This is a genomic window from Photobacterium phosphoreum, from assembly GCF_002954725.1.
GTDB classification, from domain to species: domain Bacteria; phylum Pseudomonadota; class Gammaproteobacteria; order Enterobacterales; family Vibrionaceae; genus Photobacterium; species Photobacterium phosphoreum.
The window spans coordinates 1,711,095-1,737,174 of sequence record NZ_MSCQ01000001.1 but is presented as its reverse complement, the minus strand read 5'-3'; the positions used below and the strand labels follow the sequence as shown (position 1 = coordinate 1,737,174).

Below are 26,080 nucleotides of genomic sequence, written 5' to 3'. Positions count from 1 at the left end.
TTGAGCCTCAACCCTATGTTGCGCCAGTAGAACAAGCTGCGCCGCATGTTGAACCTCAACCCTATGTTGCGCCAGTAGAACAAGCCGCGCCGTATGTTGAGCCTCAACCCTATGTTGCGCCAATAGAACAAGCTGCGCCGCATGTTGAACCTCAACCCTATGTAGCGCCAGTAGAACAAGCTGCGCCGCATGTTGAACCTCAACCCTATGTAGCGCCAGTAGAACAAGCCGCGCCGTATATTGAACCTCAACCCTATGTAGCGCCAGTAGAACAAGCCGCACCGATACAAGGTCTATCTGTCTCTGCACTTGAGCGTGAGCTTGAAAAAGATGAAGATTTTACGGTTGCCGTTGATGAACAAACTCAGCATGTGATTAATGCCGTTGTTAGTGAGCAACCTGCGGTATCACAAGTTTATGCTGAACCAGTTGCCGCGTCTTTTGCTCCGACCGCGAATGTTGATACCTCAGAAGAGGGATTAACCGACGAGGAAATCTTCCTAAAACGTATTCGTGATAAACAAAAAGAACAAGCGCATCTTGCAGGGTTAGATAATCCATTCTTAATGAAAAAAGAAGCTGATCTTCCGGTGCCAACATCACCAATGCCAACATTAGATCTTTTACAACCAGCACGTAAAACCGTTGAAAAAGCCTCGGATGAAGAGTTGCAAGCAATCGCAACCTTGATTGAATCAAAATTGGCTGACTATAAAATTAAAGTACAAGTTAAAGGTATCTACCCAGGTCCTGTTATTACGCGTTATGAGTTAGATCTTGCCCCTGGGGTAAAAGTAAGCCGTATTTCTGGTTTATCAAAAGATTTAGCACGTGCATTGTCAACGACATCTGTACGTGTGGTTGAGGTTATTCCGGGTAAACCTTATATTGGTTTAGAGCTACCGAATAAAAGTCGTGAAACGGTATTTATGTCGGAAGTGATTGCCAGTGAGCAATTCCAAAATGTTGGCGGTGCATTGCCTATCGTATTAGGTAACGACATTGCAGGTGAAGCGGTTGTAGCTGATTTAAGTAAAATGCCGCACTTATTGGTTGCAGGTACTACAGGTTCAGGTAAATCTGTGGGTGTAAACGTGATGATTTTGAGCTTACTTTACAAATGTACGCCAGAAGAATGTCGTTTTATTATGATCGACCCGAAAATGTTGGAATTATCTATTTATGAAGGCATTCCACATCTATTAACGGAAGTGGTTACTGACATGAAAGATGCCGGTAATGCACTACGCTGGTGTGTTGGTGAAATGGAGCGTCGTTATAAGTTAATGGCAAAGTGCGGTGTACGTAGTCTTGCCGGTTATAACGCTAAACTAGAAGAAGCCGCAGCAGCGGGACACCCAATCCATGATCCATTATGGAAGGCAGGTGACACCATGGACGAATACCCACCATTATTGGAAAAAATGCCAAGTATTGTGGTTATCGTCGATGAATTTGCTGATTTGATGATGGTTGTAGGTAAGAAAGTGGAAGAGCTGATTGCACGTTTAGCCCAAAAGGCACGTGCGGCAGGCATTCACTTAGTATTAGCTACCCAGCGTCCATCGGTTGATGTTATTACGGGCTTAATTAAAGCTAATATTCCAACGCGAATGGCGTTTACGGTATCAACCAAAACAGACTCACGAACCATCCTCGATCAAGGTGGCGCTGAAACCTTGCTTGGTATGGGTGATATGCTGTACTTACCGTCAGGTCAAAGTCATACCATTCGTGTTCATGGTGCATTTGCTTCTGATGATGACGTACATAATGTCGTTAATGATTGGAAAGCGCGTGGTCGACCTCAATATATAGAAAACATTATTGATTCAAACCAAGGTGCTGATGGTTTACTGCCTGGTGAAGCACCGTCAGGTGATGATGATTTAGATCAGTTATTTGATGAAGTGGCTGCCTTTGTGGCAGAAACGCGTCGTGCTTCTATTTCAGGTGTACAGCGTCGATTTAAGATCGGTTATAACCGCGCCGCGCGTATTGTGGATCAATTGCAAGCACATGGTATTGTGAGTGCACCAGGACATAATGCGAACCGTGAAGTGTTAGCGCCACCGCCAGTACAACATCACGATTAATAAATAATGAGACATTACCACGTACTCGCTGTTAAAGCGCAAAAGTGAAAATAAAACCGTTGTGATAGTGATTATCACAGCGGTTTAATACCAAAGAGGTTAGCGAATATGATGAAGAAACTCGTAATGAGCATGTTAATTGCCGCACCAATGCTGGTTGCGTCAAGTGCATGGGCTGCAACACCGCAACAAGCACTAAGTAGCCGTCTCGATAAAGTGAATGCATTTAGCGCTAACTTTACTCAAAAAGTCACCAGCCCTGATGGCGAAGTTTTAGTCAATGGTACCGGTGATTTATCAATTAAACGCCCTAATTTATTTCGCTGGAAAACGAAAACACCTGATGAAAGCCTATTAGTTTCAGACGGTAAAACGGTGTGGTATTACAGTCCTTTTGTTGAGCAAGTGACGGCAATGTGGCTCAAAGATGCCACTGAGCAAACACCATTTGTATTATTAACCCGTAATAGTGCTAGTGATTGGTCTAAGTATAATGTTGCCCAATTAGTGGATACTTTTACGTTAACGCCTAAAGATAAAACGTCATCAATGGATAAGTTCGTTGTGACGGTATCAAAAGCAGGTGATGTGCGTAATTTTTCTGTGGTAGAAACTGACGGTCAACGCAGTCAATACGTATTAACTGATTTTAAGAAAACGACACCAGCAGCAAGTTTATTTACCTTTACAGTGCCTAAAGGTGTGGAGTTAGATGATCAGCGTAACTAATTGTTATTTTATTTAATTATTATTAAAAGGTGGCGAATGAGCCACCTTTTTCTGTCTTAGGGGAGTCATTATATTGAGTAATTTCAGCCTAGATTTTTCCTCAGATTTTAGACCCTTGGCGGCAAGAATGCGGCCAAGGACAGTAGAGGAATACATTGGACAACAGCACATTCTTGGTGAAGGTAAGCCACTACGTCGAGCATTAAAAGCGGGCCAACTGCATTCGATGATTCTGTGGGGACCACCAGGTACAGGTAAAACAACCTTAGCCGAAGTTGCTGCAAATTATGCCAATGCCGAAGTTGAGCGAGTATCTGCGGTTACTTCCGGTATTAAAGACATTCGCGCTGCAATAGATAAAGCGCGTGATAATAAAATGGCAGGCAGACGGACTATTTTATTTGTCGATGAAGTCCATCGGTTTAATAAAAGTCAGCAAGATGCATTTTTGCCACATATTGAAGATGGTACGGTCACCTTTATTGGTGCGACTACTGAAAATCCCTCGTTTGAGCTTAATAACGCATTATTATCCCGCGCACGAGTGTATAAATTAAAATCCCTTGAAGATGATGAAATTCTTGAAGTGATTGAACAAGCCTTAATAGATAAAGAACGCGGCATTAGCGAAACCAATTTTGTGTTTGTTGATGAAGTGAAACAGCAGTTAGCCGAGTTTGTCCGTGGTGATGCGCGAATGTCATTGAATTATCTCGAACAGCTAATTGATATGGCTGAAGAAGATGATAAAGGCATCAAACAAATTACGGTTGAGCTTTTAGCAGAAGTCACTGGTGAAAAGGTTGCTCGGTTTGATAACAAAGGCGATCTTTGGTACGACATGATTTCAGCGGTACATAAATCGATTCGTGGTTCAAACGCGGATGGTGCATTGTATTGGTTTGCAAGAATGCTTCAAGCAGGCTGTGATCCACTTTATATTGCTCGCAGGTTATTAGCGATAGCCTCTGAAGACATCGGTAACGCTGATCCACGTGCGATGCAGGTTGCGGTGTCGGCATGGGATTGTTATACCCGCGTGGGTGCGTACGAAGGTGAACGTGCCATTGCTCAAGCGATTGTTTACTTAGCCTGTGCGGCAAAAAGTAATGCGGTATATGTCGCGTTTAATCTGGCGAAAGCTGATGCGCGTGAATTTCCTGATTTTGAAGTGCCGCCACATTTGCGGAATGCGCCAACCAAACTGATGAAAGAGTTAGGGTATGGTGAAGGCTATCGTTATGCTCATGATGAACCTGGAGCTTATGCCCCAGGCGAGGTGTATTTACCGCGTGAAATTCGTGATCGGGTTTATTATCAGCCCTCAAAAAGAGGCTTAGAGATAAAAATATCAGAAAAGTTGGATTATCTTGCTTCTTTAGATGCAAAAAGCCCGCTAAAGCGCTACCAATAATAAGGCTTTTTGGGTATCGTTAAGTGATTGGCAGCAATTCGTTATTGTTGCCTTCTAACTATCATTATTTTAATAAGAAATGCCTAAATAACGTGCATTTCAGATTATTAAGAGCACAGGATTAGCATGCTAGATTCTAAATTACTTCGAACTGAGCTGGATGAAACAGCTGCAAAACTCGCGCGTCGTGGTTTTAACCTTGATGTAGAAACTTTACGCAACTTAGAAGAGCAACGTAAATCTCTTCAAGTAAAAACAGAAGAGCTACAAGCACAGCGTAACTCGCGATCGAAGTCGATTGGTCAGGCAAAAGCGAAAGGTGATCACGCAGAAGCTGAACGCATTATGGCTGAAGTTGGTAACCTAGGTTCTGAGCTTGATGAAGCGAAAGCAGCATTAGCAGAGCTTCAAGGTCAACTTGATACTATTACTCAAATGCTACCTAACATTGCTGATGAATCAGTACCAACAGGTAAAGATGAGTCAGAGAACGTGGAAGTATTACGTTGGGGTCAGCCAAAAGCTTACGACTTCGAAGTAAAAGATCACGTAGATCTTGGTGAGATGGCTGGTGGCCTAGATTTCGCAAGTGCGGTTAAAATCACTGGCGCACGTTTCATCGTAATGAAAGGTCAATTTGCTCGTCTACATCGCGCAATCGCACAGTTTATGCTAGATCTTCATACTGAAGAACACGGTTATACTGAAATGTATGTACCGTATCTAGTAAACGCAGATAGCTTGTTTGGTACTGGTCAATTGCCTAAGTTCGGCGAAGATCTATTCCACACTCAACCGCTAACTGAAAAAGTGAATGATGAAGAGCCGCGCGTACTTTCATTAATTCCAACAGCAGAAGTGCCTGTTACTAACATGATGCGTGACACCATTACTGATGAAGCAGATTTGCCAATCAAGATGACTGCACACACACCATGTTTCCGTTCAGAAGCAGGTTCTTACGGTCGTGATACTCGTGGTCTTATCCGTATGCACCAGTTCGACAAAGTTGAACTAGTTCAGATCACTCGCCCTGAAGATTCAATGGCTGCACTTGAAGAACTAACAGGTCATGCTGAGAAAGTACTACAACTTCTAGAGCTACCTTATCGTAAAGTAATACTTTGTACTGGCGATATGGGCTTTGGTTCTTGCAAAACTTACGACTTAGAAGTGTGGGTTCCTGCTCAAGAAACTTACCGTGAGATTTCTTCATGTTCAAACATGTGGGATTTCCAAGCGCGTCGTATGCAAGCGCGTTTCCGTCGTAAAGGCGAGAAGAAGCCTGAGCTACTACACACACTAAACGGTTCTGGTTTAGCAGTTGGTCGTACTATGGTTGCTATTCTTGAGAATAACCAAGAAGCAGATGGTCGTATCATGATCCCTGAAGTGCTACGTAAGTACATGCGCGGTGCTACTCACATCGGTTAATCACTGATGCTGCGATAAGCTTTAAATTAAAGAACCCAGTCGATAAGGCTGGGTTTTTTTATGGAAGAAAGGTAGAGAGGGGTTTAGGGACGAGGTTTCTAGGTCGCGAGTATCGAGATGAAGTGCTTTGCCTCGTGCCTTTATTTTAAACAGGATTTATTGTGAATGTATTGTTGGTCTGTTTTTGTTCGTGCGGCTAACGTTTGTTTTTAGCTTATTTAAAGCGATCTTTGTTTTGTTTGGAATATTTACAAGAAGTCGAATGTTTATTATATTTTTTATAATATATGCTCGTTAAATATAAAATATAGATGTAAAATACTGCTTTGGTAACCTTTAAGCTTTTTGTTAGGGATGATTATATGCCGCATCAGTATCACGATAAATTAGTTAAACAACTAACAACCATAGTTATTAATAAACCTCATGCCGCTATAGCCGTTGAAAACACATTGCATCTTTTAGATCGAGAGTTACACAATTATAAATCACAATATCGTATAGATGAGATAACTACTCAAGAATGTATTGGTCGAATGAATAATACGTATAATAAATTTTGTTGTAAGCTACGACGTTAGTTTTAATATTTAATAGAGGTCGTTAAGCGACCTTTGTTATAGGTTTCGATATTTCGAGAAGGTGACTATCGAGATTAAAGGCAATGATGTTTATTGCTTTTCCCTCGGCCCTGATACCTAGTACCTTGTATTATTCCTTGCGGTTTGTTGTCTTTCCTCATCCCTAAATATAAATCACACAATTATTATGTAGAATAGGAATATTAATATATTGATTGTGTATAATTATGCTCTTATGCCATAGGTGGTTTAAATCAACGGATGAGTCATTCAACTAATGAATAAGAACATTTACAAAACAGTATTATTTTCCCTTCTAGTAAGTTCACCATCTGTTTATGCAGAGCAAGTCGATATTACAATTTTAGGTACATCGGATCTTCATGGGCGATTTATTCCTTGGGATTACACCACTGATAAACCTAATTTATCAGGCAGTTTAAGCCAAATAGCGACCAAAGTTGGTGAGCTAAGAAAGCAAGACCCTGAGATTATATTGGTCGATGCGGGTGATGCGATTCAGGGTAATAATATCGAAACCTTTAAAAACGATGCCATTAGCCCAATGATGTTAGGTTTTAATCAGTTGAAGTATGACGCCTATGTATTAGGTAATCATGAATTTGATTTTGGTTTGAAGGTACTTAAAAATACCGTTACAACGTTTAATGGTACGCCACTAGCCGGTAATATTTTTCATAATGCGACCTCTCCTTTTCTGCCGTCTTATAAAATTGTTGAACGTAAAGGTATCAAAATTGGCATCATTGGTATGGATACCCCAATGATCGCTGCTTTTGCTAATGGCAGTGATCGCCTTCAAGATCTGACCTTTAGTAATCCAAGTATTGAAGTTAAAAAAGTTATTACCCAAATTAAAGATAAAACCGATGCCATAATATTAGTGGCTCATATGGGTATCGATAATGAAAATAATATTGCTGATACAGGGGTGGGGGATATTGCTCGTGCTAACCCAGAGTTAGCAGCGATTGTTGCGGGTCATATGCATGTCAAAGTCGATAAAGCGGTTATTAATGGGGTTATTATTACTGAACCGTATAAATATGGTCGCGCGTTATCCCGTATTGATTTGAATTTCAAAAAAGATGATCAGGGTAAATATACGTTAATCAGTAAAGATAGCTTCACCTATAATATGAATAAATTACCATCAGATCCAACCATGGAAACTATCTTTAAGCCTTATCATCACAAGCTCCAGCAAGACGCTAATAAGGTTATTGGTCAATTAGAGGGGCAAGATCTTGTACCGCACAATACGATTAAAGGTATTCCTGAAAGCCAATTGCATGACACAGGGTTAACGTCACTTTTCCAAGAGGTGGGTTTTTATTTTGCTCCGCAAGCCAATGTTATTGCAGTTCACCTTGATAATATGAATCCATCATTGCCTGTGGGCGATATTAAAGTTAAAGATATTAATTTTAACTATGAATATGCTGGCGGCGAATACACCGTTTATGAAATGACGGGTAAAGATTTAAAAGCCTATATGGAATGGTCGGCGGGGTATTTCAATAGTGTAAAACCTAATGATCTAACTTACAGCTTTGACGCTAAACGTCGCTCATCAAAATACAGTACCCACGATATTTTCGGTGGCGTCACTTATCAAATTGATTTAACCCAAGCGGCAGGTCATCGTATTACCAATCTTAAAATGAATGGTAAACCGATTACGGATGCGCAAACTATTAATTTAGGCATGAATAGCTACCGTATGGGACATTTAATGAAAAAAGGTGGGGTACTTGAAGGCCATAAATTTAAGGAGCTTTTTGATTCAAAAGCCCATTACGGCACTGAAGCCGGCACGGTTCGTCAACTGACTATGCGTTATATTCGTGATGTTAAAAAAGGCCATATTACAGGTAAAACTGAAAATGATTGGTCGGTTATTGGCTTATCAACCTCTAAAGCTGATCAACAACGTATCGCTCAATTAGTTAATAGCGGCAAGGTTGCATTACCAAGTATTGAAAATGGCCGTTACACCAATACTGCGGCATTAACAGAAGCTGATTTAATGCGTAATACGCACTAATTCATCCAGTGTGTTTGCTGGTTGAATGATGTTAAGTACATTACAAAAGGGTACATAAGGTACCCTTTATTGACTATTTTCATGTTGCTGCTTTTCTTAACCATTTAAGGACGGACTTTGATTTAATAGATAACTTAGGCTGTCGTTGGGTGGGGTGTTTACAACGTTCTATTTCATTCAATATATGCTAGATCTGTTGTGGCTTAATGAACTTGTACACTGCCATATTGTGTCAACTATCCCTCTGTAAAAGTAGACCTTGTAAAGAATAATGGATTTCTTGATATCAAGTTTCATAGGTGTTTTTTATAGTTAATTGTTTAATTATAGATTTATTTTCTATATACAATCTCAATTATAGATGTAAATGGAATTTATTTCCCTAATAATATCTCTATACTGTAATACATTATTATTGCGCCACACTGCAATGATTTACAGCTATTATTAATGAGGGATCACTATGAATTCAAAGCTACTCACTATCTTTCTTTTTGTTTCTGTTTGCTTAATTTGGGGAACCACTTGGTTCGCTATGGAAGTCGCATTGAATTCTATTCCCCCTATTTTTGCCACCGCGCTACGTTTTTTACTGGCAGCCCCTTTACTCGTGGTATTGGCAAAAATCCTCAACCAACCATTGTTATTTCCTAAAGGTAAGCGTCGATGGTTGTTTATTGTCGCACTGATGTACTTCGCGATTCCATTTACGCTGATGATCTTTGGCGAGCAATACATATCGTCTGGTTTAGCATCAATAATCTTCGCCAATATGCCCGTCGCAGTAATGTTAATGTCAGGTCTGTTTTTGAGTTTAAGATTGGCAAAGCATCAAATATTGGGGTTAATTACAGCTGTTGTTAGCTTGTGTTTAATTCTTGCAAATGAAATGCAAATGGGCAGCGATGATTATCTTATTGGTACTGTTTGCTTAGGTGTTGCTGTTGCTATGCACGCTATTATGTATGTGTTAGTTCAAAAGCACTGCAAAGGCATTGAAGTGCTAACTTACAACGCACTACCGAGCTTCATCGCTTCGCTATTTTTATTTGCAGTTTCAGCTGTGAGTGAAAACGTAAACGTTGAAGCATTCACGTGGGATTCAATGTCAGCCGTTGTTTACCTTGGCTTTGTGGCGAGTGTTGGCGGTATTGTTGCGTATTTCAAACTGGTGCAGGTATCAACCCCCTTTCAAGCGTCTATATGCTTTCTGATTTTCCCTGTAGTGGCGTTACTGATTTCTAGCTATATCAATGGTGAGGCGTTGTCTCAACAATCATTGCTCATGATGCTGCCTCTTCTTGTGGGTATTTTATTGACTAAAGTACCAAAAGGTATTTTCAAGCGGCGTTCAGCTTTAAAAGTAGTGCACAACAACTAAGATTGATCGCCTGCGGTGGGTTAGTTTCGCGTCTTGAGGTAGCGAGATGAAAAGCATGCGTTGTTGTTGATTGTATATGGTGCTAAATATTATTAAATGCGTATTGTGGTTTATTACAAACGTGATTTATTATTCATGCATACAATTTATCAAAATACGACGCAATTGGTACTTTGGGTATGAATAGAAACTTGAAGTGCGAATTACAGGTGTTTTTCAGAGGTGTTAGTTATTGACGGTTTATTGATTTTTGGTTTGATTTTGTTTGGTTATGCAAGTTTAGCATCTTTAGCTTGGGTTTATGTGAAAAGAAGGAATGCGCTTTATTGGAGTGATATTTGTTTACCTATAGTATTGCTATTGGTTTGGACTTTCTTGGCTTCTGTTGGATATGGACATCAAAGTTTGAGCCATCTGATTGAAATTCCAATACTCTTAATGGTGAGTATTATTTTTCTATATGTTCGTGTTTTTATCGTTGATCGTTATCGAGAACAGTTTAAGCAAAATTCATATATTATTTTAGGTTTGGGTGTTTTTTTTGTTTTATTGTTGCGAACATTTATGCCATTTTTAGCTGAATAAGAGCATTTGATATTAAATACCGCTTATAGTGGCGGTATTACGATACTTAAAACCTTATAGTGAATCAGATCTGCTAATATTCTTAGAAAACGCAGGTAGGTTATTGGTTTTCGTGAATCACTCTGATTAATTTCGCTGGTGTACCACCATAAAGAGAATCCGGTGGTACATCGCAATTAACCACCGAGTTAGCCGCAATAACAGAGCGCGCGCCAATGGTCACACCTTGGTTGATCACCACATTGCCACCCACCCATACATCATTTTCAATTGTAATCGAATCCCAGATGGTTGCCCAGTTGCGGCGATTGCGATAGTTTAAGTCATGACTAGCACAGTAAAATTGTGTATTTGGGCCAATTAAAACATTGTTACCAATCGTAATTTTAGCACCATCTAACATGGTGACATTCATGTTGATGTAAGTATTTTCTCCAATCGAGATCGTTTTACCAAACTCACAATAAAATGGTGAGCGGACAATACTTGATGGTGAAATAGTGCCCATTAACTGTTGAAATAGCTCATTACGTTGAGAGTCGTCTGTATTTTGGTTAATAGTCTGCAATAGATTTAAAGCATGTTGACGAATACGTTCAATACAATCTGAGCCCGCATCAAAGTCTTTGCCTGCCAACATCTTTTCAAATTCAGTCATGTTGTCTCTCAACTTATTCTGTATGGGGTTATTTAACGATAATTTTATCACTTGTTGTGTTATTTATTTATCACTCGATGTTATAGATGAGACTGCGAGTCATATTTTTGTTATTGATTTGAAAAAAGCATGAGTAAATGGCAAGCCTTTCACTCGTCATTCCCTACCGTGCATGCCAACGTCAATCGCGTTATTTTCTACAGTGAATGCCAAACCCAACCCCGTCATTCCCTACAGTGAGGTTATGAACGAGATAGGGAATCTACTGTTTTCGCGTTGTAGAGTCAGTGCTTCTGGTGGGATTCAAGCGTATTTTCATTGGCGTCTTTTGGGCTCAATCACGCGGTGAGTAGATCACGGATAGTAGGCTGTGTCATTTTTTTCTGTGATGTTTGCACTTAATTAGTCATTATTTTGGGTATATATATGTATTTTGTTAAATAAAGAGGTTTAATGGTTATTCTTGTAAGTACACATGGTACATTACGTCAACTATTACTAGTAAAAACATAAAATGATTACATCTTTACCTTATATTATCTTGATTATTCTTAATCCTTTATCATTATCAATTTTCTTTTTATTATTATTTTGTTTATTTCACTTAGTTAATTTATCTAAACAAACTAAACGAATAGTAAAATTAATGTATACCTTTTTACGAACAATTCCGTTTGGTATTTGGATATGCTTTTTTAGTTCTCTAATCATTCCATTGTTTTTTCAGAAAGATCAGTTATTAGATAGATATATAACCAATATTAGTCTTGGTATTTTATCTGGCTCTTTTTTCTATGTACTAACATCACATGTCAATGAGTTTAAATCTCGTAGAAAAGAAGCTACTCATATACTAATCGAGATTGCTATTATTAAAATGAATCTTTCTAATACATTGAATTATGATGGGAATATGTGTGAAAAAAATCACAAATTCAAAGATATACTGCTTCGTTCTTTAAGGGATAGTAATAGTTCTAAATATATGAGATGTTTATCTAAGCCAACATCAATGTTATTCAGAGTCCAACAAGATCTATTCTATTTAGAACGAACTAAACAACATAAAATATTTATTGATATTGATTTTAGTCGGCATTTAGAAAGAGCAATAGATGAATGTAAGGAAATGATTAATGATCTTAATCATTTTTGTGACTGGCTAGAAAAAGAAGAAACAAAAAAAATTATTGGTACAAATCAATATGAAAATTTAGGGTGTTATAGAACATCTTATTATAGCTATAACTACATGATGTATCGTTTTTATAGATATTCATTTTTACGATTTATGCCATATATAACAGAAAAAGATATTGAGGGTGGGGATTGTATTAAAATGTATTAAATCCTCCCACCCTATTCAAAACTAAAAAAAGGGCACATTACGTGCCCTTGAATTATGTTGTGTTCGCAAGTTTTTACTCGCTGTTATGATTTCTGTGGTTGAGGATTCGGATGGAAACGAACCGCTTCATCTTCTGTTGCAGCTAGTGGATCGTTGAAACGCGCAATATCCATTTCACCTTCAGATTTAGCCACAATACAGGTTACAACGCTATCACCCGTAATGTTAACCGCAGTACGGATCATATCCAGTAGACGGTCAACACCCATAATTAGCGCGATACCTTCAACAGGTAGACCCACTTGGTTAAGCACCATCGCTAGCATAATTAGACCAACACCAGGAACACCCGCTGTACCCACTGATGCTAACGTAGCTGTTAGAATAACCATGATGTAGTCATTCATGGTGAGGTCAATATTAAACGCTTGGGCAATAAATACCGTTGCCACACCCTGCATGATTGCAGTGCCATCCATATTAATGGTTGCGCCTAGTGGAACGGTAAATGACGCAATCTTGTTATTAACGCCTAAACGCTTAGTTGCAGTTTCCATCGTAACTGGAATAGTTGCATTTGATGATGCGGTTGAGAACGCAAACATCACCGCATCTTCCATTTTCTTGAAGAAGGTAATTGGGCTTAAACCCGTAAACGCTTTTAGCATCACACTGTAAGTCACTAAAGCATGGAACAACAGTGCAGCGACTAAGACTAAGAAGTAATTAATTAAGCTATAGATAGCGTCTAAGCCTAAGCCTGTGAACAATTTAGCCATCAAGAAGAACACACCGTATGGGGCAATATTCATCAATAATGCAACCAGCTTCATGATCACTTCATTTAAATCGGCAAATACTGCCGCTAAACGTTCACCTGGTTTACCTGCTGCACTGATTGCAATACCAAATAAAACCGCAAATACAATAATCTGTAGCGTATTACCATTTGCCATAGCACTGATAGGGTTGGTTGGGAACATGCCCACAATAACGCTACCTAGCGATGGTGCATCTTTAGAAGCAAACGTTGTAGCTGCACTTAAATCGGCGCCTGCACCGGGCTGGAAGATATTCGCCATGGTCAGTGCAAGGGTAATTGCTAAGGCTGTAGTGGTGAGGTAAAACGCTAAGGTTTTTCCGCCTAAACGGCCTAATGTTGCTAAATCTTTTAATGAGCTCGTACCACAAACCAGTGATACAAAAACCAGAGGAACAACTAACATTTTTAAGCTGGCAATAAAAATTTTACCGCCGACATCAAACAGGCCATTTACGATATAGTCATGAATAAAAGCGACATCAGCAAAAAGGGAACGGATCATAAATCCTGTCAGAATACCTAAAACCATACCGAGAATGACTCGGCCAGTTAGTGACATTTTTTTCTTTTCTGTGGTCATTAGTATTTATCCTTAATATTTATTTCTCTCTGTCCATCGATAATCAGAGCGCGTTCGGAGAGTAGCAGTTATTTGTCTGTTAACGTGAAGTAATAATTATTATTAAGGGCTAAAGTTTGCGTCAACTCACAAATTTTATACTGATTTCATGTTTGAGAAGTTTATTTTTAACTATTAATTAACACTTTATGCGTTTAATAATCATAAATGACGGTTTAAATGTTGTTTTTACGAGGTGTTTTGTCGGAATTTTCGATAAATAGTTGTGAGTGAATAAATTAGGAAGGATATTGATGGCGTTTATAACAGGGGGAGGCTACGTACTTTTTCTTCATGAGTGCTAAAAAGCACGTAGCTTGTGTCGTTATTATTGAGAGATAAACAAATTATTTAGCCACATTACCCGCGACATTCATAATATCCCAAGTACGTGCAAATGGCGGTGCATAGGCAAAATCCATCATGCCTAATTGCTCTGTAGTCGCACCAAGACTGATTGCAACAGCGAGTGCATCAACACGATGAACTGCACCTTTATTACCAATGAGTTGAGCACCTAATAATTGCTTATTCTCAGAACGATAAACCAACTTAATATACAGTGGAGATTGACCTTCACAGTAATTGGTATGACATTTATCGCTGATATAAACGGTACGGTAATCAATATTCGCTTGTTGGGCTTCACGCTCAGATAAGCCTGTTCGACCAGCTTCTAAACCTAACACTTTGACGCAACTGGTGCCTAATGTGCCGTCATAACTGAGGTTCTTGCCTGCGATATTCTCACCGACTAAGCGACCCATTTTATTCGCGCCTGTTGCTAGCGGAATATAAACGGGTTGTTGTAATTGAGCATGCCAAATGGTGGCGCAATCACCCGCTGACCACACATTATCAAGGGATGTTTTACCTTGCTGATCAATGATTATTGCACCATTGGCTAAACGATCAATGCCAGTATCTGCAATAAAATCAGTATTCGGTTTAACGCCAGTACAGCAGATCACCAAATCTGTTGAATAAATGTCTTTATCGGTTTTGATGCTAGTAACGCGATCATCACCAATAATTTCACACACCGATTCTTTCAGGTGGATGATTACTCCAGCACGTTCCAGTTCAGGTTGAATATGCTGGCTAATTTCAACATCAAAAGCATCTGGAATTAAGCATGGCGCACGTTCAATAAGGCGTACGGTTTTGCCTTGATGGATCATGGCTTCAGCGACTTCTAAGCCAATAAAACCTGAGCCAATAATCGTCACATTTTGACATTGGGGATCGGCAAGGGCATTTTTGATATTGATGCCATCTTGCATACGACGTAATGAATAAACGCCTTGTTTTTCTAAGCCAGTAATGGGGGGTAAAACTTCTTTTGCCCCTGTCGCAATCATTAGGCGATCATAATCAACAGTGTGCGTTTCACCTTGATGTTCAACGGTTAACTGCTGCTGTTGTGCGTTAAGGTTAACCACGCGATGTTGGGTTAATACTTGGATCCCTTTTTCTGCAAATTGTGCTGGGGTAAATTCCGCCATCAAATTGGCATCAGAAAATTCATCACCAATATAATAAGGTAATCCACAAGCGCCAAAAGAGATGATATTAGAGGCTTCATAAACAACAATATCAGCGGTTGGGTTAATGCGTTTTGCTTTTGCTGCGGCACTCATGCCTGCGGCTTCACCGCCAATAATGATAATTTTCATACTATTGTCTATTCCTTGAAAAATGGAAAGAGAGGCAATGCACCTCTCTTTAAAACGAGTGTTTACTATTGATTAAGCCGCTGATTCTTCGCCATCTAAGTTAATGGTTTCATCACTATTAAAAATAGCCATGTCTGTCTCGCCCATGACCTTACTGGTAATTGTGCCTGCGGTGATTGAACCCGATACGTTAAGAGCAGTACGACCCATATCAATAAGCGGTTCTATTGAAATCAAAAGACCGGCAAGTGCCACAGGCATATCCATTGCTGATAATACGATTAATGCCGCAAATGTTGCGCCACCACCAATACCTGCAACCCCAAAAGAACTTACGGTAATAATTGCCACTAAAGTACATAGAAAGCCGAAATCCATTGGGTTAATACCCACGGTTGGCGCAATCATTACTGCTAGCATCGCAGGGTAGATTCCTGCACAACCATTTTGACCGATAGTTGAACCAAATGAAGCGGCAAAGTTAGCAATACCCGATGGAATACCAAGGCATTTTTCTTGGGTTTGCACGTTCATGGGAATTGAACCAGCACTGGTGCGTGAGGTGAAAGCAAAAGCCAGTACTGGAATAATTTTCTTTAAGTGGCGCACTGGGTTAATGCCTACCATCGCAACAAGAGCTAAGTGAATCATAAACATTAGGATTAATGCAGCATATGAAGCAAAAACGAAGTTGGCAAGATTCACAATATCAGTGTAGTTTGAACCTGAAATTACCTTGGTCATCAGCGCTAATACACCAAACGGTGTTAGACGTAAGACTAACGTTACCATACGCATGACAATCGCTTGGGCAACTTTAATGAAGCCTTCAAATTGGGCGAAAATTTCAGGTTTTTTCTTAGCAATTCCAGTTGCAGATAGGCCAATGAAAATAGAGAAAATAACCACTGCGATAGTGGAAGTACGACGCGCACCGGTCATATCTAAGAATGGGTTAGCAGGAATAAATTCGATCACTAATTTAGCAAACGACATGGCTTCTACATTAGAAAGGGTTGATTCAAGGCTCTTAGCGCGCGCCATTTCAGCCGCACCCGAGGTTAACCCTTCAGCAGTAAGACCAAAAAGGTTAGCCATTAGAATACCGACACAAGCTGCAATCATGGTGGTAACAATCAGTACCCCAAGCGTCAGACTGCTTATTTTTCCTAATGATGTGCCACCGTTAAGTTTCAGAATTGCAGAAATGATCGATACCATCACTAATGGGATGATGATCATTTGTAGCAAGCGAACATAACCCACACCCACAATATCAAAATATTCAATCGATGTTTTGATGACCTCAGAGCCAGTACCATAGAAAACTTGTAGCGCGGCACCAAATGCAATACCTAAGCCTAAGCCAGCAAATACACGCTTAGTAAAGCTGTAGTGTTTGTTTTGCATGTGATAAAGAAATGCGATCAAGCCAACAAATATGGCGAGGTTCGTTACAATACCTAAGGTCATGATGAATCCTTCATATCAAATAAAAAGAGGGGGATTTTTATTGTTCTTATATAGTTATGACTAAATTTTGCTGTATTAATATTTAATTACAAGCAAATTTATACATTTAATGTAAGGGATATTGAAAATCGTAAAAACGATCAAGATCGCTAATTATGAACATAAGATGAATATTTAGTTTTAAAAGTAGAGTTAGCTGCGGATATAGATCAACATTCAACATACTGTTAACAAGTGGTAATAAGGTGATATATTGGGGGGTGTTAAAGAGGGAATGTATAAAAAAAAGTCAAAAAAATACCGACAACAAGGTTGTCGGTATTTCGAATTTAAACGTGGCGCAAATTACATTACACGCATACCTGGCTGAGCACCGTCATGCGGCTCTAAGATCCACAGATCTTTACCGCCAGGGCCCGCTGCAAGGATCATACCTTCAGACATACCAAATTTCATTTTACGCGGTTTTAGGTTAGCAACCATTACCGTCATTTTACCAACAAGCTCTTCTGGTGTGTAAGCTGATTTAATACCAGAGAATACTTGACGCATTTCACCACCGATATCCAATTGGAATTTCAGTAGTTTGTCTGCTTTTGGCACTGCTTCACAAGAGACAATTTTAGCGATACGCATATCGATTTTAGCGAAATCATCAAACTCGATTTCAGCTTCAATTGGCTCTGCAGTTAATGGGCTAACAGCAGGTTGAGCAGCTTCAATCGCGGCTTTATCAGCGGCAGCTTCTTCTTTTGATGCTTCAACCATAGCAGCAACATGAGCAGGATCGATACGGTTAAACAATGCCTTGAACTTAGTTACTTCATGGTTTGTTAATGGCGTTTCGATGCTTTCCCACGTTAGCGTTTCATTTAAGAAAGCTTCAGTGCGCTCGGTAAGTTTTGGCATTACAGGCTTTAGGTAAGCCATTAATACGCGGAATAGGTTGATACCAACAGTACAGATTTCCTGTAGCTCTTGATCTTTACCTTCTTGCTTCGCCACAACCCAAGGTGCTTTTTCGTCAACATACTGGTTAGCTTTATCTGCTAGTGCCGTGATTTCACGGATAGCGCGGCTGTATTCACGGTTCTCGTAAAGATCACCGATACGCGTTGCTGCACCTACAAATTCAGCATAAAGCTCAGGCTCTGCAAACTTCTCAGATAACATGCCGTCAAAACGCTTAGCAATAAAGCCAGCGTTACGTGATGCTAGGTTAACAATCTTGTTCACTACATCGCTGTTTACACGTTGAGTAAAATCTTCAAGGTTAAGGTCTAGATCATCAATGCGGTTATTAAGTTTTGCCGCGTAGTAGTAACGTAGGCATTCTGGATCAAGGTGGTTTAAGTAAGTACCCGCCTTGATAAATGTGCCTTTTGACTTCGACATTTTCGCGCCATTAACGGTTACGTAGCCATGTACGAATACGTTATTTGGCTTACGGAAACCAGCACCATCTAGCATTGCAGGCCAGAATAGGCTGTGGAAGTAAACAATGTCTTTACCGATAAAGTGGTAAAGCTCCGTTGAGCTGTCTTTGTTCCAGAACTCGTCAAAATCAAGATCATCGCGCTTATCACATAGATTCTTAAATGAACCCATGTAGCCGATAGGTGCGTCTAGCCATACGTAGAAGTATTTGCCAGTTTCACCCGGGATCTCAAAACCAAAGTAAGGTGCATCACGAGAAATATCCCACTGCTGTAGGCCTGACTCGAACCACTCTTGCATCTTGTTAGATGTTTCTTCTTGAAGTGCGCCAGATTTAGTCCACGCTTTTAGCATGTCTTCAAACTGTGGCAGATCAAAGAAGAAGTGCTCTGAATCTTTCATGATGGGTGTTGCGCCAGACACGGCTGATTTTGGATTAATCAGATCAGTTGGGCTGTAAGTTTCACCACAGTTATCACAGTTATCACCGTATTGATCTTCAGCTTTACACTTAGGGCAAGTGCCTTTTACAAAGCGATCAGGCAAGAACATTTCTTTCTCAGGATCAAACAACTGAGAAATAGTACGGCTAGTAATAAAGCCTTTGTCTTTTAGCTGGGTGTAAACAAAAGAAGCAAGTTCACGGTTTTCAGGTGAATGCGTACTGTGGTAGTTGCTAAAGTTTATATCGAAACCGGCGAAGTCAGCTTGGTGCTCTTTGCTCACTTCTGCAATCATTTGCTCAGGTTCCACACCCATCTGCTGGGCCTTAAGCATGATTGGCGTACCGTGTGCGTCATCTGCACAGATAAAATGAACTTCGTTGCCACGAAGGCGCTGATAGCGCACCCAAATATCCGCTTGAACATGCTCTAGCATGTGACCTAAGTGGATAGAACCGTTAGCGTACGGCAGGGCGCAGGTCACCAGAATTTTTCTTGGATTAGCAGCCATAATTACTTCTTTCGCTCATGATGGGTAAAAAAACATAGCTGCAAATACTACCTGATGGACAGCATATTGACTAGCATCCGATACTGATTTGTATGTTTTAGGACAGGGGAAATCGGGCAGAAAGGGTACTTTGATGGTAGCATTAGGAAAAAGAGGTAAATATTACCCCGCAGCATCAACGTTACTGGTTGTTTTATAGACGAATACTGTGACGCCGATGTTGCTAATAAGCTATGACATTTATGTGGAGCGTTAATCTATGGCAACAGAAACAACAAACCATTTCGACAGTGTTGGTGATATTAGCCAATGGTTGAATCAATTTGAACATCCGCTACTAAGTGCAGAATGGGCGGATGTCCCGCACTTTGTTTCGGTGTCGGCAGAGGGCGTGATTATTATTACGATCCCATTTGCAGCCAGCGAATTAGCTCAACAGTTGCGTCAATGGATTGCACAGCAACAGCAACAAGGCATCGTTAATACTGCCTTAACGTTTGATGTTCGTTGTCGAGTTGCAACACTAGCTGTTGTTGATAAACAGCCACTTAAAGGTGTAAAAAACATCATTGTAGTGAGTTCTGCTAAAGGTGGTGTTGGTAAATCAACCACGTCAGTTAACTTAGCGCTGGGTTTACAGCACCAAGGTGCAAAAGTAGGGCTATTGGATGCTGATATTTATGGTCCTTCTGTACCGATGATGTTAGGCACGATGGATGAAAAGCCTCAATCACCTGATGGTAAAATGATGTCGCCGATTGAAGCGCATGGTTTATATACCAACTCCGTCGGCTATTTAGTGCCAGCAGAGAGTGCGACGATTTGGCGTGGGCCAATGGCGTCAAAAGCATTAGCACAAATTATCAGTGAAACATGGTGGCCCGATCTTGATTATTTAGTGATCGATATGCCACCGGGTACGGGTGATATTCAATTAACCTTGTCACAGCAAATTCCTGTAACAGGGGCAATAGTGGTAACAACCCCGCAAGATTTAGCCTTAGCAGATGCGATTAAAGGCATCAGTATGTTCAATAAGGTTGATGTACCAGTACTGGGTATTGTTGAAAATATGAGTTATCACATTTGTAGTAATTGTGGTCATCAAGAGCATATCTTTGGTACGGGAGGGGCGGCGAAAATGGCACAAGATTATGCGGTGCCGTTATTGGCTCAATTACCGTTAGATATCAAAATTCGCGAAGATATTGATAACGGTACACCAACCGTTATTTCATCACCTGAATCAGAACAGGCTGCAGCATACATTATGTTAGCTGCAAATATTGCGAGTCGATTATATTGGCAGGGTGAAACTGTAGCAGAGCAGATTACTATTCGAACAATGTAACTGCTTACCAAACAAAATCCGTTGATATTATAATCAGATATGACAGATACCGCATTTTTGCTGGTATCTGCCATAGCAACTGCTTATAATCAGAGGGTTTAATTTATCCATATTCGCCTTGCTACGTGGTCTAATAGGTACTTTCTGATATGTCTGAAACTTCACACCAATGCGTTATTATCGGTATTGCAGGCGCTTCTGCTTCCGGTAAAAGTCTGATTGCCAGTACAGTTTATAAAGAGTTAAAAGAAAAAGTAGGCGATCACCAGATCGGTGTAATCACGGAAGATTGTTACTATAACGATCAAAGCCATCTATCAATGGAAGATCGTGTTAAGACTAACTACGACCATCCAAACGCGCTTGATCATAATTTATTGTGTGATCATCTTGAGCAGTTAATGAAAGGTGAAGCAGTAGAAGTACCACAATATAGCTACAGCGAGCATACTCGTTTACAAGAAAGCACCACAATGACACCGAAAAAAGTGATCATTTTAGAAGGTATTTTATTGTTAACCGATCCTCGTCTGCGTGACATTATGCACGCGAGCATATTTATGGATACTCCACTTGATATCTGTTTACTACGTCGTCTGCAGCGTGATGTTGCTGAACGTGGTCGTACAATGGAGTCAGTGTTAGTTCAGTACCAAAAAACGGTACGTCCAATGTTTATGCAGTTTATTGAGCCATCAAAGCAATATGCCGATATTATTGTGCCGCGTGGTGGTAAGAACCGTATCGCAATCGATGTGCTAAAAGCCCATATCGCTAAATTGCTGCGTTCGTAATAATTTAAAATGAATAAGGCTGACAATATGTCAGCCTTATTTCTATGGTTATGATTGTTGGGGATAATACCGTTAACTTTTGCTAACCCACAAATATAGATTAACCGTATCGATGTATTTTTATACCACTCTCATGTGTTGAGCATTAATAGGATAGAGTGTGTATTAAGCCCGGAGAGAGCTTGAATGAGACTTTGTGATAGAGATATCAAGGCTTACCTTGATGACGGTAAAATCAGCATTGAACCCCGCCCATCTGATGATTGTATTAGTGGCTTGACCATTGATGTTAGTCTTGGAAATAATTTCCGAGTGTTTAATGATCATGGCGCTCCGTTCATTGATCTATCTGGTAAAAAAGAAGATGTCGCCACTCAACTTGAAAAAGTAATGAGTGATGAGATTATTGTCGCAGAAGAAGAAGCCTTTTTTCTTCATCCGGGGCAGCTTGCATTAGCGGTTACTCATGAGTCAGTGACATTACCTGATAATATCGTTGGCTGGTTAGACGGACGTTCATCATTAGCACGTCTAGGCTTAATGGTGCATGTAACAGCACATCGTATCGATCCCGGCTGGTCAGGACGGATTGTACTTGAGTTCTATAACTCTGGCCGTTTGCCATTAGCATTACGTCCACATATGCCGATTGGCGCATTAAGCTTTGAGACTTTATCAGGCCCTGCGGAAAAACCGTATAACAAGCGTGTTGATGCCAAATACAAAAATCAGCAAGGCGCTGTAGCAAGTCGTATCAATGAAGACGATAAGCAACGGTAAGCATTTGAGATATGACGGCGCTCGCAATTGATCAAAAAATTATTAAAGGCAGCCTTAGGGTTGCCTTTTGTTTAGCTATTACGTTTATGGTGAACTAATCTTGGAGTTAGTGGTCTTAATGACATTGATTTATAGGGTTAATCGCCAACAAATTTTTTCTGCATAGCACACTATTAATTGTGACGTTATATGCATATCCGAGGACATAATGAAAAAAATACTTTATATCTTACTCGGGCTGATTTTATTAGTCGTGATTGGTATTGGTGCACTAGTAACCTTTGTTAACCCGAATCAGTTTAAGCCACTGCTAACTGAGCAAGTTAAAAAAATAACGGGTCGTGACTTAGTTATTAATGGTGATATTAGCTGGCGTTTTTTCCCAACATTGGGATTAAGTGTCGGTGAGACTGAATTTCGTAACCCAGTAGGGTTTGCTGAGCCTAATTTAGTCCAATTTAAACAAGCAAATTTATCTATATCGGTTCTACCGTTATTGTCTCACCAACTTGATATTGGTGAAATGCGTTTAGAAGGGGCACATGTCTTTGTTCAAACGTTAAAAAATGGTACTACAAACCTCGATGGCCTCACGGATAAAAAAGCTATCGCTGACAAAACTGCTACCGAGAAAACAGTAACCACCAAGAATGATAATGACCTAAGTGCTAAAAAAGAGCATTGGAAAGTGGCTGTGGCAGGCATTGAGTTAGTGGATGCAAGTGCTGAAGTACGCAATGATCAAACCAAGATGGTTGTACAACTGAATAATGTGAATTTCACGCTGGGTAGTTTTCAGCCACAAACATGGACCAAAGCAACCTTTGATGTACAAGGTAAAATGAATGCAATCACCTTTAGTGCGCAAGGGAGTACAGATCTAAATCTTGCTGCTGATTATAAGAATGTTCAGTTGAAAGCACTTTCTGCACAAATGAGCATGAAAGATGGCAATACTGAGATCAAGCATGCTCAGTTGGGGCTGGATCAATTTACGGTTGGACAATTGTCAAATGTCACTTTTTCGGTGAATGGACAAGTGCCTAATTTAAGTTTTGATACACACGGTACAACGAAAGTAACATTATCTGAAGACCATAATACTGTTACGATTCAAGGGCTGAAAGTTACCAATGATTTAGCGGGTAAAGCCTTGCCGCACCCAACAATGAATTTGATTGTTAATGCTGACGCAACGTATGACATTGCTCAAAAACTGGCTTTAGTCAGTCAAATTATGATTAATGCTGACGGGACGAAGGTATCAGGATCTGGTTCATATTTAGCCGCAGCGATCCCTGATATTCGTTTTGCATTATCAAGCGATAAGATTGATCTTGATAGTTGGTTACCTGCGAAAAAAGCATCAACCGCAGTAGCAAATAATGCCACGGTAATACCAGCTAGAGACATTTCAGCTGTTGCAACAGTGGCTGATACTTCAACGCAACAACCTGATCTTAGTGCGTTAAAAAATATTAACCTTGCTGGTATGATAGCGATTAAACAACTAAAAGTAGCCAATGCTGATATTGCTAACGTTAAAGTGGTGACCTCGATTAAACAGGGCATTGCGACGATTAATCGTTTTGAAGCTAATTTATATGACGGTAAGATCACGGGCAGTGCTGTTGTTGATGTGAATAGCGCATTACCTAGTTACCACTTAAAAAATGCCATTTCAAACGTGTCTATTTTACCGTTACTGCAAGCGGTTGCGAATAATAAGTTACTTGCTGGTAAAGCAAATATCACCACAGATTTAAGCGGTCATGGTTTATCTGAAGCGGATATTCGTCATAATATTGCAGGTTCTATTAAGGTTAATGTTTCAGATGGCGCAGTATATGGGGTCAATATTTCTGATTTATTACGTAATGCGAAAGCCAAGTTAAAAGGTCAAGCTGATACGAGTAGTGGCGATACGGTCAAGAAAACGGACTTCTCAGCATTAACCACAACCTTAGTATTAGGTAAAGGCATTGCATCAACCGATAATTTCCAGTTAGCGTCACCATTACTGGCTATTAATGGCGAAGGTCATACTAATCTGGTTAATGAAGGCATTGATCTTACGATTAATACCAAGATTGTCGCGAGTGGTAAAGGGCTAGATGATATTAAAGGTATTGCGATTCCTATCCATGTCGGTGGCAACTGGCAGAAGCCTAAATATAACTTAAATATTAAAGATTTATTTAAGAATAATGCGGAGCTAGAGAGTAAAGCTAAGAAAGAAATCAATCGCGGCTTAGAAAAACTCTTTGGTGATAAAGCAAAAGATGACAACATTAAAAATGCCGCAGATAAGCTACTGAAAGGGTTATTTAATTAACGCTTCATATCGAGTGGTATTGTTAACGTAAAATAGGATAGAAAGGTTTGCTGTTATCGGCAAACCTTTTATTTTTTAACTACATAATCAATTAAGTAGCAGGTATTTAATGGCTTGTTATTATTAGATTGGCTTTGTTCTTATCCATTGCTAATCTTGTTGAGTATTTTTATGACACTGCAATCAAATTATGACTAACAAAATAATATCATCTGAAAAATCGACGTTATTCTCTAAAGTAAAGGGAGTATTAACTCTTATTGGCAATGCTATCAAAGCACTACCTCCGGTTGACCATTTTATACGGGCAACTGATCGCTTTAACGATCGTTTAGGTAGTCAGTTTGGTGCTGCAATTACCTATTTTTCATTTTTATCACTTATTCCCATTTTAATGGTGCTATTTGCTGCGGCGGGTTTTATCTTAGCCTCAAACCAAGTACTGCTAACCAATATTATTGATAAAATTGTTGCTGGTGTGACTGATCCAAGTTTGGCAAATACTTTAAAGCAAATGGTGCAAACGGCGATCAGCCAACGTACTACCGTTGGTTTAAGTGGTTTAGCGATTGCGCTTTATTCTGGTATTAGCTGGATGGGAAATTTACGTGAAGCGGTACGGGCACAAACCCGTGATGTGTGGGAGCGTAAGCCTGAAGATAAAGAACATATTTTACTGCAATATTGTAAAGATCTTATTGGGTTAACCGGACTGGTTGCGGCATTGATTTTTACAGTGGTATTAACCTCTGTTGCGGGTTCAGCCCAAGCGACGATTGTTGATGCGCTAGGCTTAGGCGGGATCACTTGGTTACGTCCAGTGTTAACGGCCATTGCTTTGACCATTTCTATTTTAGCTAACTATCTAATGTTTTTATGGATCTTCTGGATGTTGCCCCGTCGTCACTTTAATCGTAAAAGTTTAATGCAGGGGACATTACTGGCAGCTATTGGCTTTGAAGCGATCAAATTTGCGATGACATTCTTATTACCGAAATTAGCCAGCTCTCCATCAGGTGCTGCCTTTGGTTCTATTATAGGGTTAATGGCATTCTTCTATTTCTTTGCTCGCTTAACCTTGTTCTGTGCGGCATGGATAGCTACAGCCAAAGAAAACCGCCCTGGCTATGGTGTTGTCGCTGATGATGATATTGAAGAGTAATTTTTAATCGTGCTCATCAGAGTGTGATTATTTTAAAAGGATAGCGCGTTGGCTGTCCTTTTTTTATGTCCTTTTTTTTATTTGTTTTTAATAATAGAGAAATGATTATTGAGTAGTAATAACTGAGCGTTAATAACATTAACACAACATTGTTAAATGCAAATTGGTGAGTATTACTATTGTAGTGTAAGGCTGCATTGTGATTTATTTTTCAGCGTCAACGACGAAAAGGTTACGCCAAGGTATTTATTTTGTAACTATAAAGGTGCCAATTGGTAATGTTGATGTTCTTTGTTAGTGGCGGTTATTTGTGATGGTTCTCAGAAGTAACATTAAGCGTTAATTGCTATTAAGTAGTTTGATATTTATCAATATAGCTAAT

General features: G+C 39.8%; 17 protein-coding genes and 1 pseudogene. 13 read left to right on the top strand and 5 right to left on the bottom strand.

Annotated features, from left to right (window positions below; translation table 11 throughout):
- The 7 genes and pseudogenes from BTO21_RS07520 to BTO21_RS07485 all read left to right on the top strand — a co-directional run.
- Positions 1 to 2,096, top strand: a 2,096-nt coding sequence (locus BTO21_RS07520) for a DNA translocase FtsK (RefSeq protein WP_244906766.1), incomplete at its 5' end; no start/stop codon positions are given.
- 111 nt (positions 2,097 to 2,207) lie between these two features.
- A complete protein-coding gene (gene lolA, locus BTO21_RS07515) occupies positions 2,208 to 2,825 on the top strand; it encodes an outer membrane lipoprotein periplasmic chaperone LolA (RefSeq protein WP_045031357.1) in 618 nt (205 codons plus the stop codon).
- Positions 2,826 to 2,898: 73 nt separating this feature from the next.
- Positions 2,899 to 4,239, top strand: a complete 1,341-nt coding sequence (locus tag BTO21_RS07510; protein ID WP_045031289.1) for a replication-associated recombination protein A — start codon at positions 2,899 to 2,901, stop codon at positions 4,237 to 4,239.
- Between the two features lie 126 nt (positions 4,240 to 4,365).
- Complete coding sequence (gene serS, locus BTO21_RS07505; protein ID WP_045031291.1) at positions 4,366 to 5,673, top strand: serine--tRNA ligase; 1,308 nt, start codon at positions 4,366 to 4,368, stop codon at positions 5,671 to 5,673.
- A gap of 870 nt (positions 5,674 to 6,543) precedes the next feature.
- Positions 6,544 to 8,289 (top strand): annotated as a pseudogene (locus BTO21_RS07495) (bifunctional metallophosphatase/5'-nucleotidase); the annotation flags it as partial.
- A gap of 496 nt (positions 8,290 to 8,785) precedes the next feature.
- A complete protein-coding gene (locus BTO21_RS07490; RefSeq protein WP_045031295.1) occupies positions 8,786 to 9,703 on the top strand; it encodes a DMT family transporter in 918 nt (305 codons plus the stop codon).
- 222 nt (positions 9,704 to 9,925) lie between these two features.
- Positions 9,926 to 10,288, top strand: coding sequence for a hypothetical protein (locus BTO21_RS07485; RefSeq protein ID WP_205068412.1), 363 nt, complete (start codon positions 9,926 to 9,928; stop codon positions 10,286 to 10,288).
- Between the two features lie 100 nt (positions 10,289 to 10,388).
- Here BTO21_RS07485 and BTO21_RS07480 read toward each other — a convergent pair whose 3' ends face one another.
- Entirely contained in the window at positions 10,389 to 10,946 is a 558-nt protein-coding gene (locus BTO21_RS07480; RefSeq protein ID WP_045031297.1) for a sugar O-acetyltransferase, read from the bottom strand.
- Positions 10,947 to 11,592: 646 nt separating this feature from the next.
- On the opposite strand from BTO21_RS07480, the gene BTO21_RS07475 reads away from it, so the two are divergent.
- Positions 11,593 to 12,294 carry a hypothetical protein gene (locus BTO21_RS07475; RefSeq protein WP_105026751.1) on the top strand — a complete coding sequence of 234 codons (702 nt, stop codon included), beginning with the start codon at positions 11,593 to 11,595 and terminating at the stop codon, positions 12,292 to 12,294.
- Positions 12,295 to 12,377: 83 nt separating this feature from the next.
- On the opposite strand, the gene BTO21_RS07470 is transcribed toward BTO21_RS07475, so the two are convergent.
- From BTO21_RS07470 to metG, 4 genes are all read right to left on the bottom strand, one after another.
- A complete protein-coding gene (locus BTO21_RS07470) occupies positions 12,378 to 13,697 on the bottom strand; it encodes a dicarboxylate/amino acid:cation symporter (RefSeq protein WP_105026750.1) in 1,320 nt (439 codons plus the stop codon).
- Between the two features lie 386 nt (positions 13,698 to 14,083).
- On the bottom strand, positions 14,084 to 15,412 hold the full coding sequence (locus BTO21_RS07465; RefSeq protein WP_105026749.1) for a CoA-disulfide reductase: 1,329 nt from the start codon (positions 15,410 to 15,412) through the stop codon (positions 14,084 to 14,086).
- Between the two features lie 72 nt (positions 15,413 to 15,484).
- The gene (locus BTO21_RS07460) at positions 15,485 to 16,885 is read right to left on the bottom strand and encodes an L-cystine transporter (protein ID WP_045031303.1); all 1,401 of its coding nucleotides are present in this window, start codon (positions 16,883 to 16,885) and stop codon (positions 15,485 to 15,487) included.
- A gap of 345 nt (positions 16,886 to 17,230) precedes the next feature.
- Positions 17,231 to 19,276 carry a methionine--tRNA ligase gene (metG, locus tag BTO21_RS07455; RefSeq protein WP_045031305.1) on the bottom strand — a complete coding sequence of 682 codons (2,046 nt, stop codon included), beginning with the start codon at positions 19,274 to 19,276 and terminating at the stop codon, positions 17,231 to 17,233.
- 259 nt (positions 19,277 to 19,535) lie between these two features.
- Between metG and apbC the strand changes: the two genes are divergently transcribed.
- The 5 genes from apbC (at position 19,536) to yhjD (ending at position 25,698) form a co-directional block, all read left to right on the top strand.
- Positions 19,536 to 20,627 carry an iron-sulfur cluster carrier protein ApbC gene (apbC, locus tag BTO21_RS07450; protein ID WP_045031312.1) on the top strand — a complete coding sequence of 364 codons (1,092 nt, stop codon included), beginning with the start codon at positions 19,536 to 19,538 and terminating at the stop codon, positions 20,625 to 20,627.
- Between the two features lie 149 nt (positions 20,628 to 20,776).
- On the top strand, positions 20,777 to 21,421 hold the full coding sequence (udk, locus tag BTO21_RS07445) for a uridine kinase (RefSeq protein WP_045031313.1): 645 nt from the start codon (positions 20,777 to 20,779) through the stop codon (positions 21,419 to 21,421).
- A gap of 186 nt (positions 21,422 to 21,607) precedes the next feature.
- Complete coding sequence (gene dcd, locus BTO21_RS07440) at positions 21,608 to 22,201, top strand: dCTP deaminase (protein WP_045031315.1); 594 nt, start codon at positions 21,608 to 21,610, stop codon at positions 22,199 to 22,201.
- A 208-nt stretch (positions 22,202 to 22,409) separates the two neighbouring features.
- Positions 22,410 to 24,536, top strand: a complete 2,127-nt coding sequence (locus tag BTO21_RS07435; protein WP_045031316.1) for an AsmA family protein — start codon at positions 22,410 to 22,412, stop codon at positions 24,534 to 24,536.
- A gap of 190 nt (positions 24,537 to 24,726) precedes the next feature.
- On the top strand, positions 24,727 to 25,698 hold the full coding sequence (gene yhjD / locus BTO21_RS07430) for an inner membrane protein YhjD (RefSeq protein WP_045031317.1): 972 nt from the start codon (positions 24,727 to 24,729) through the stop codon (positions 25,696 to 25,698).
- Positions 25,699 to 26,080 lie beyond the last annotated feature (382 nt).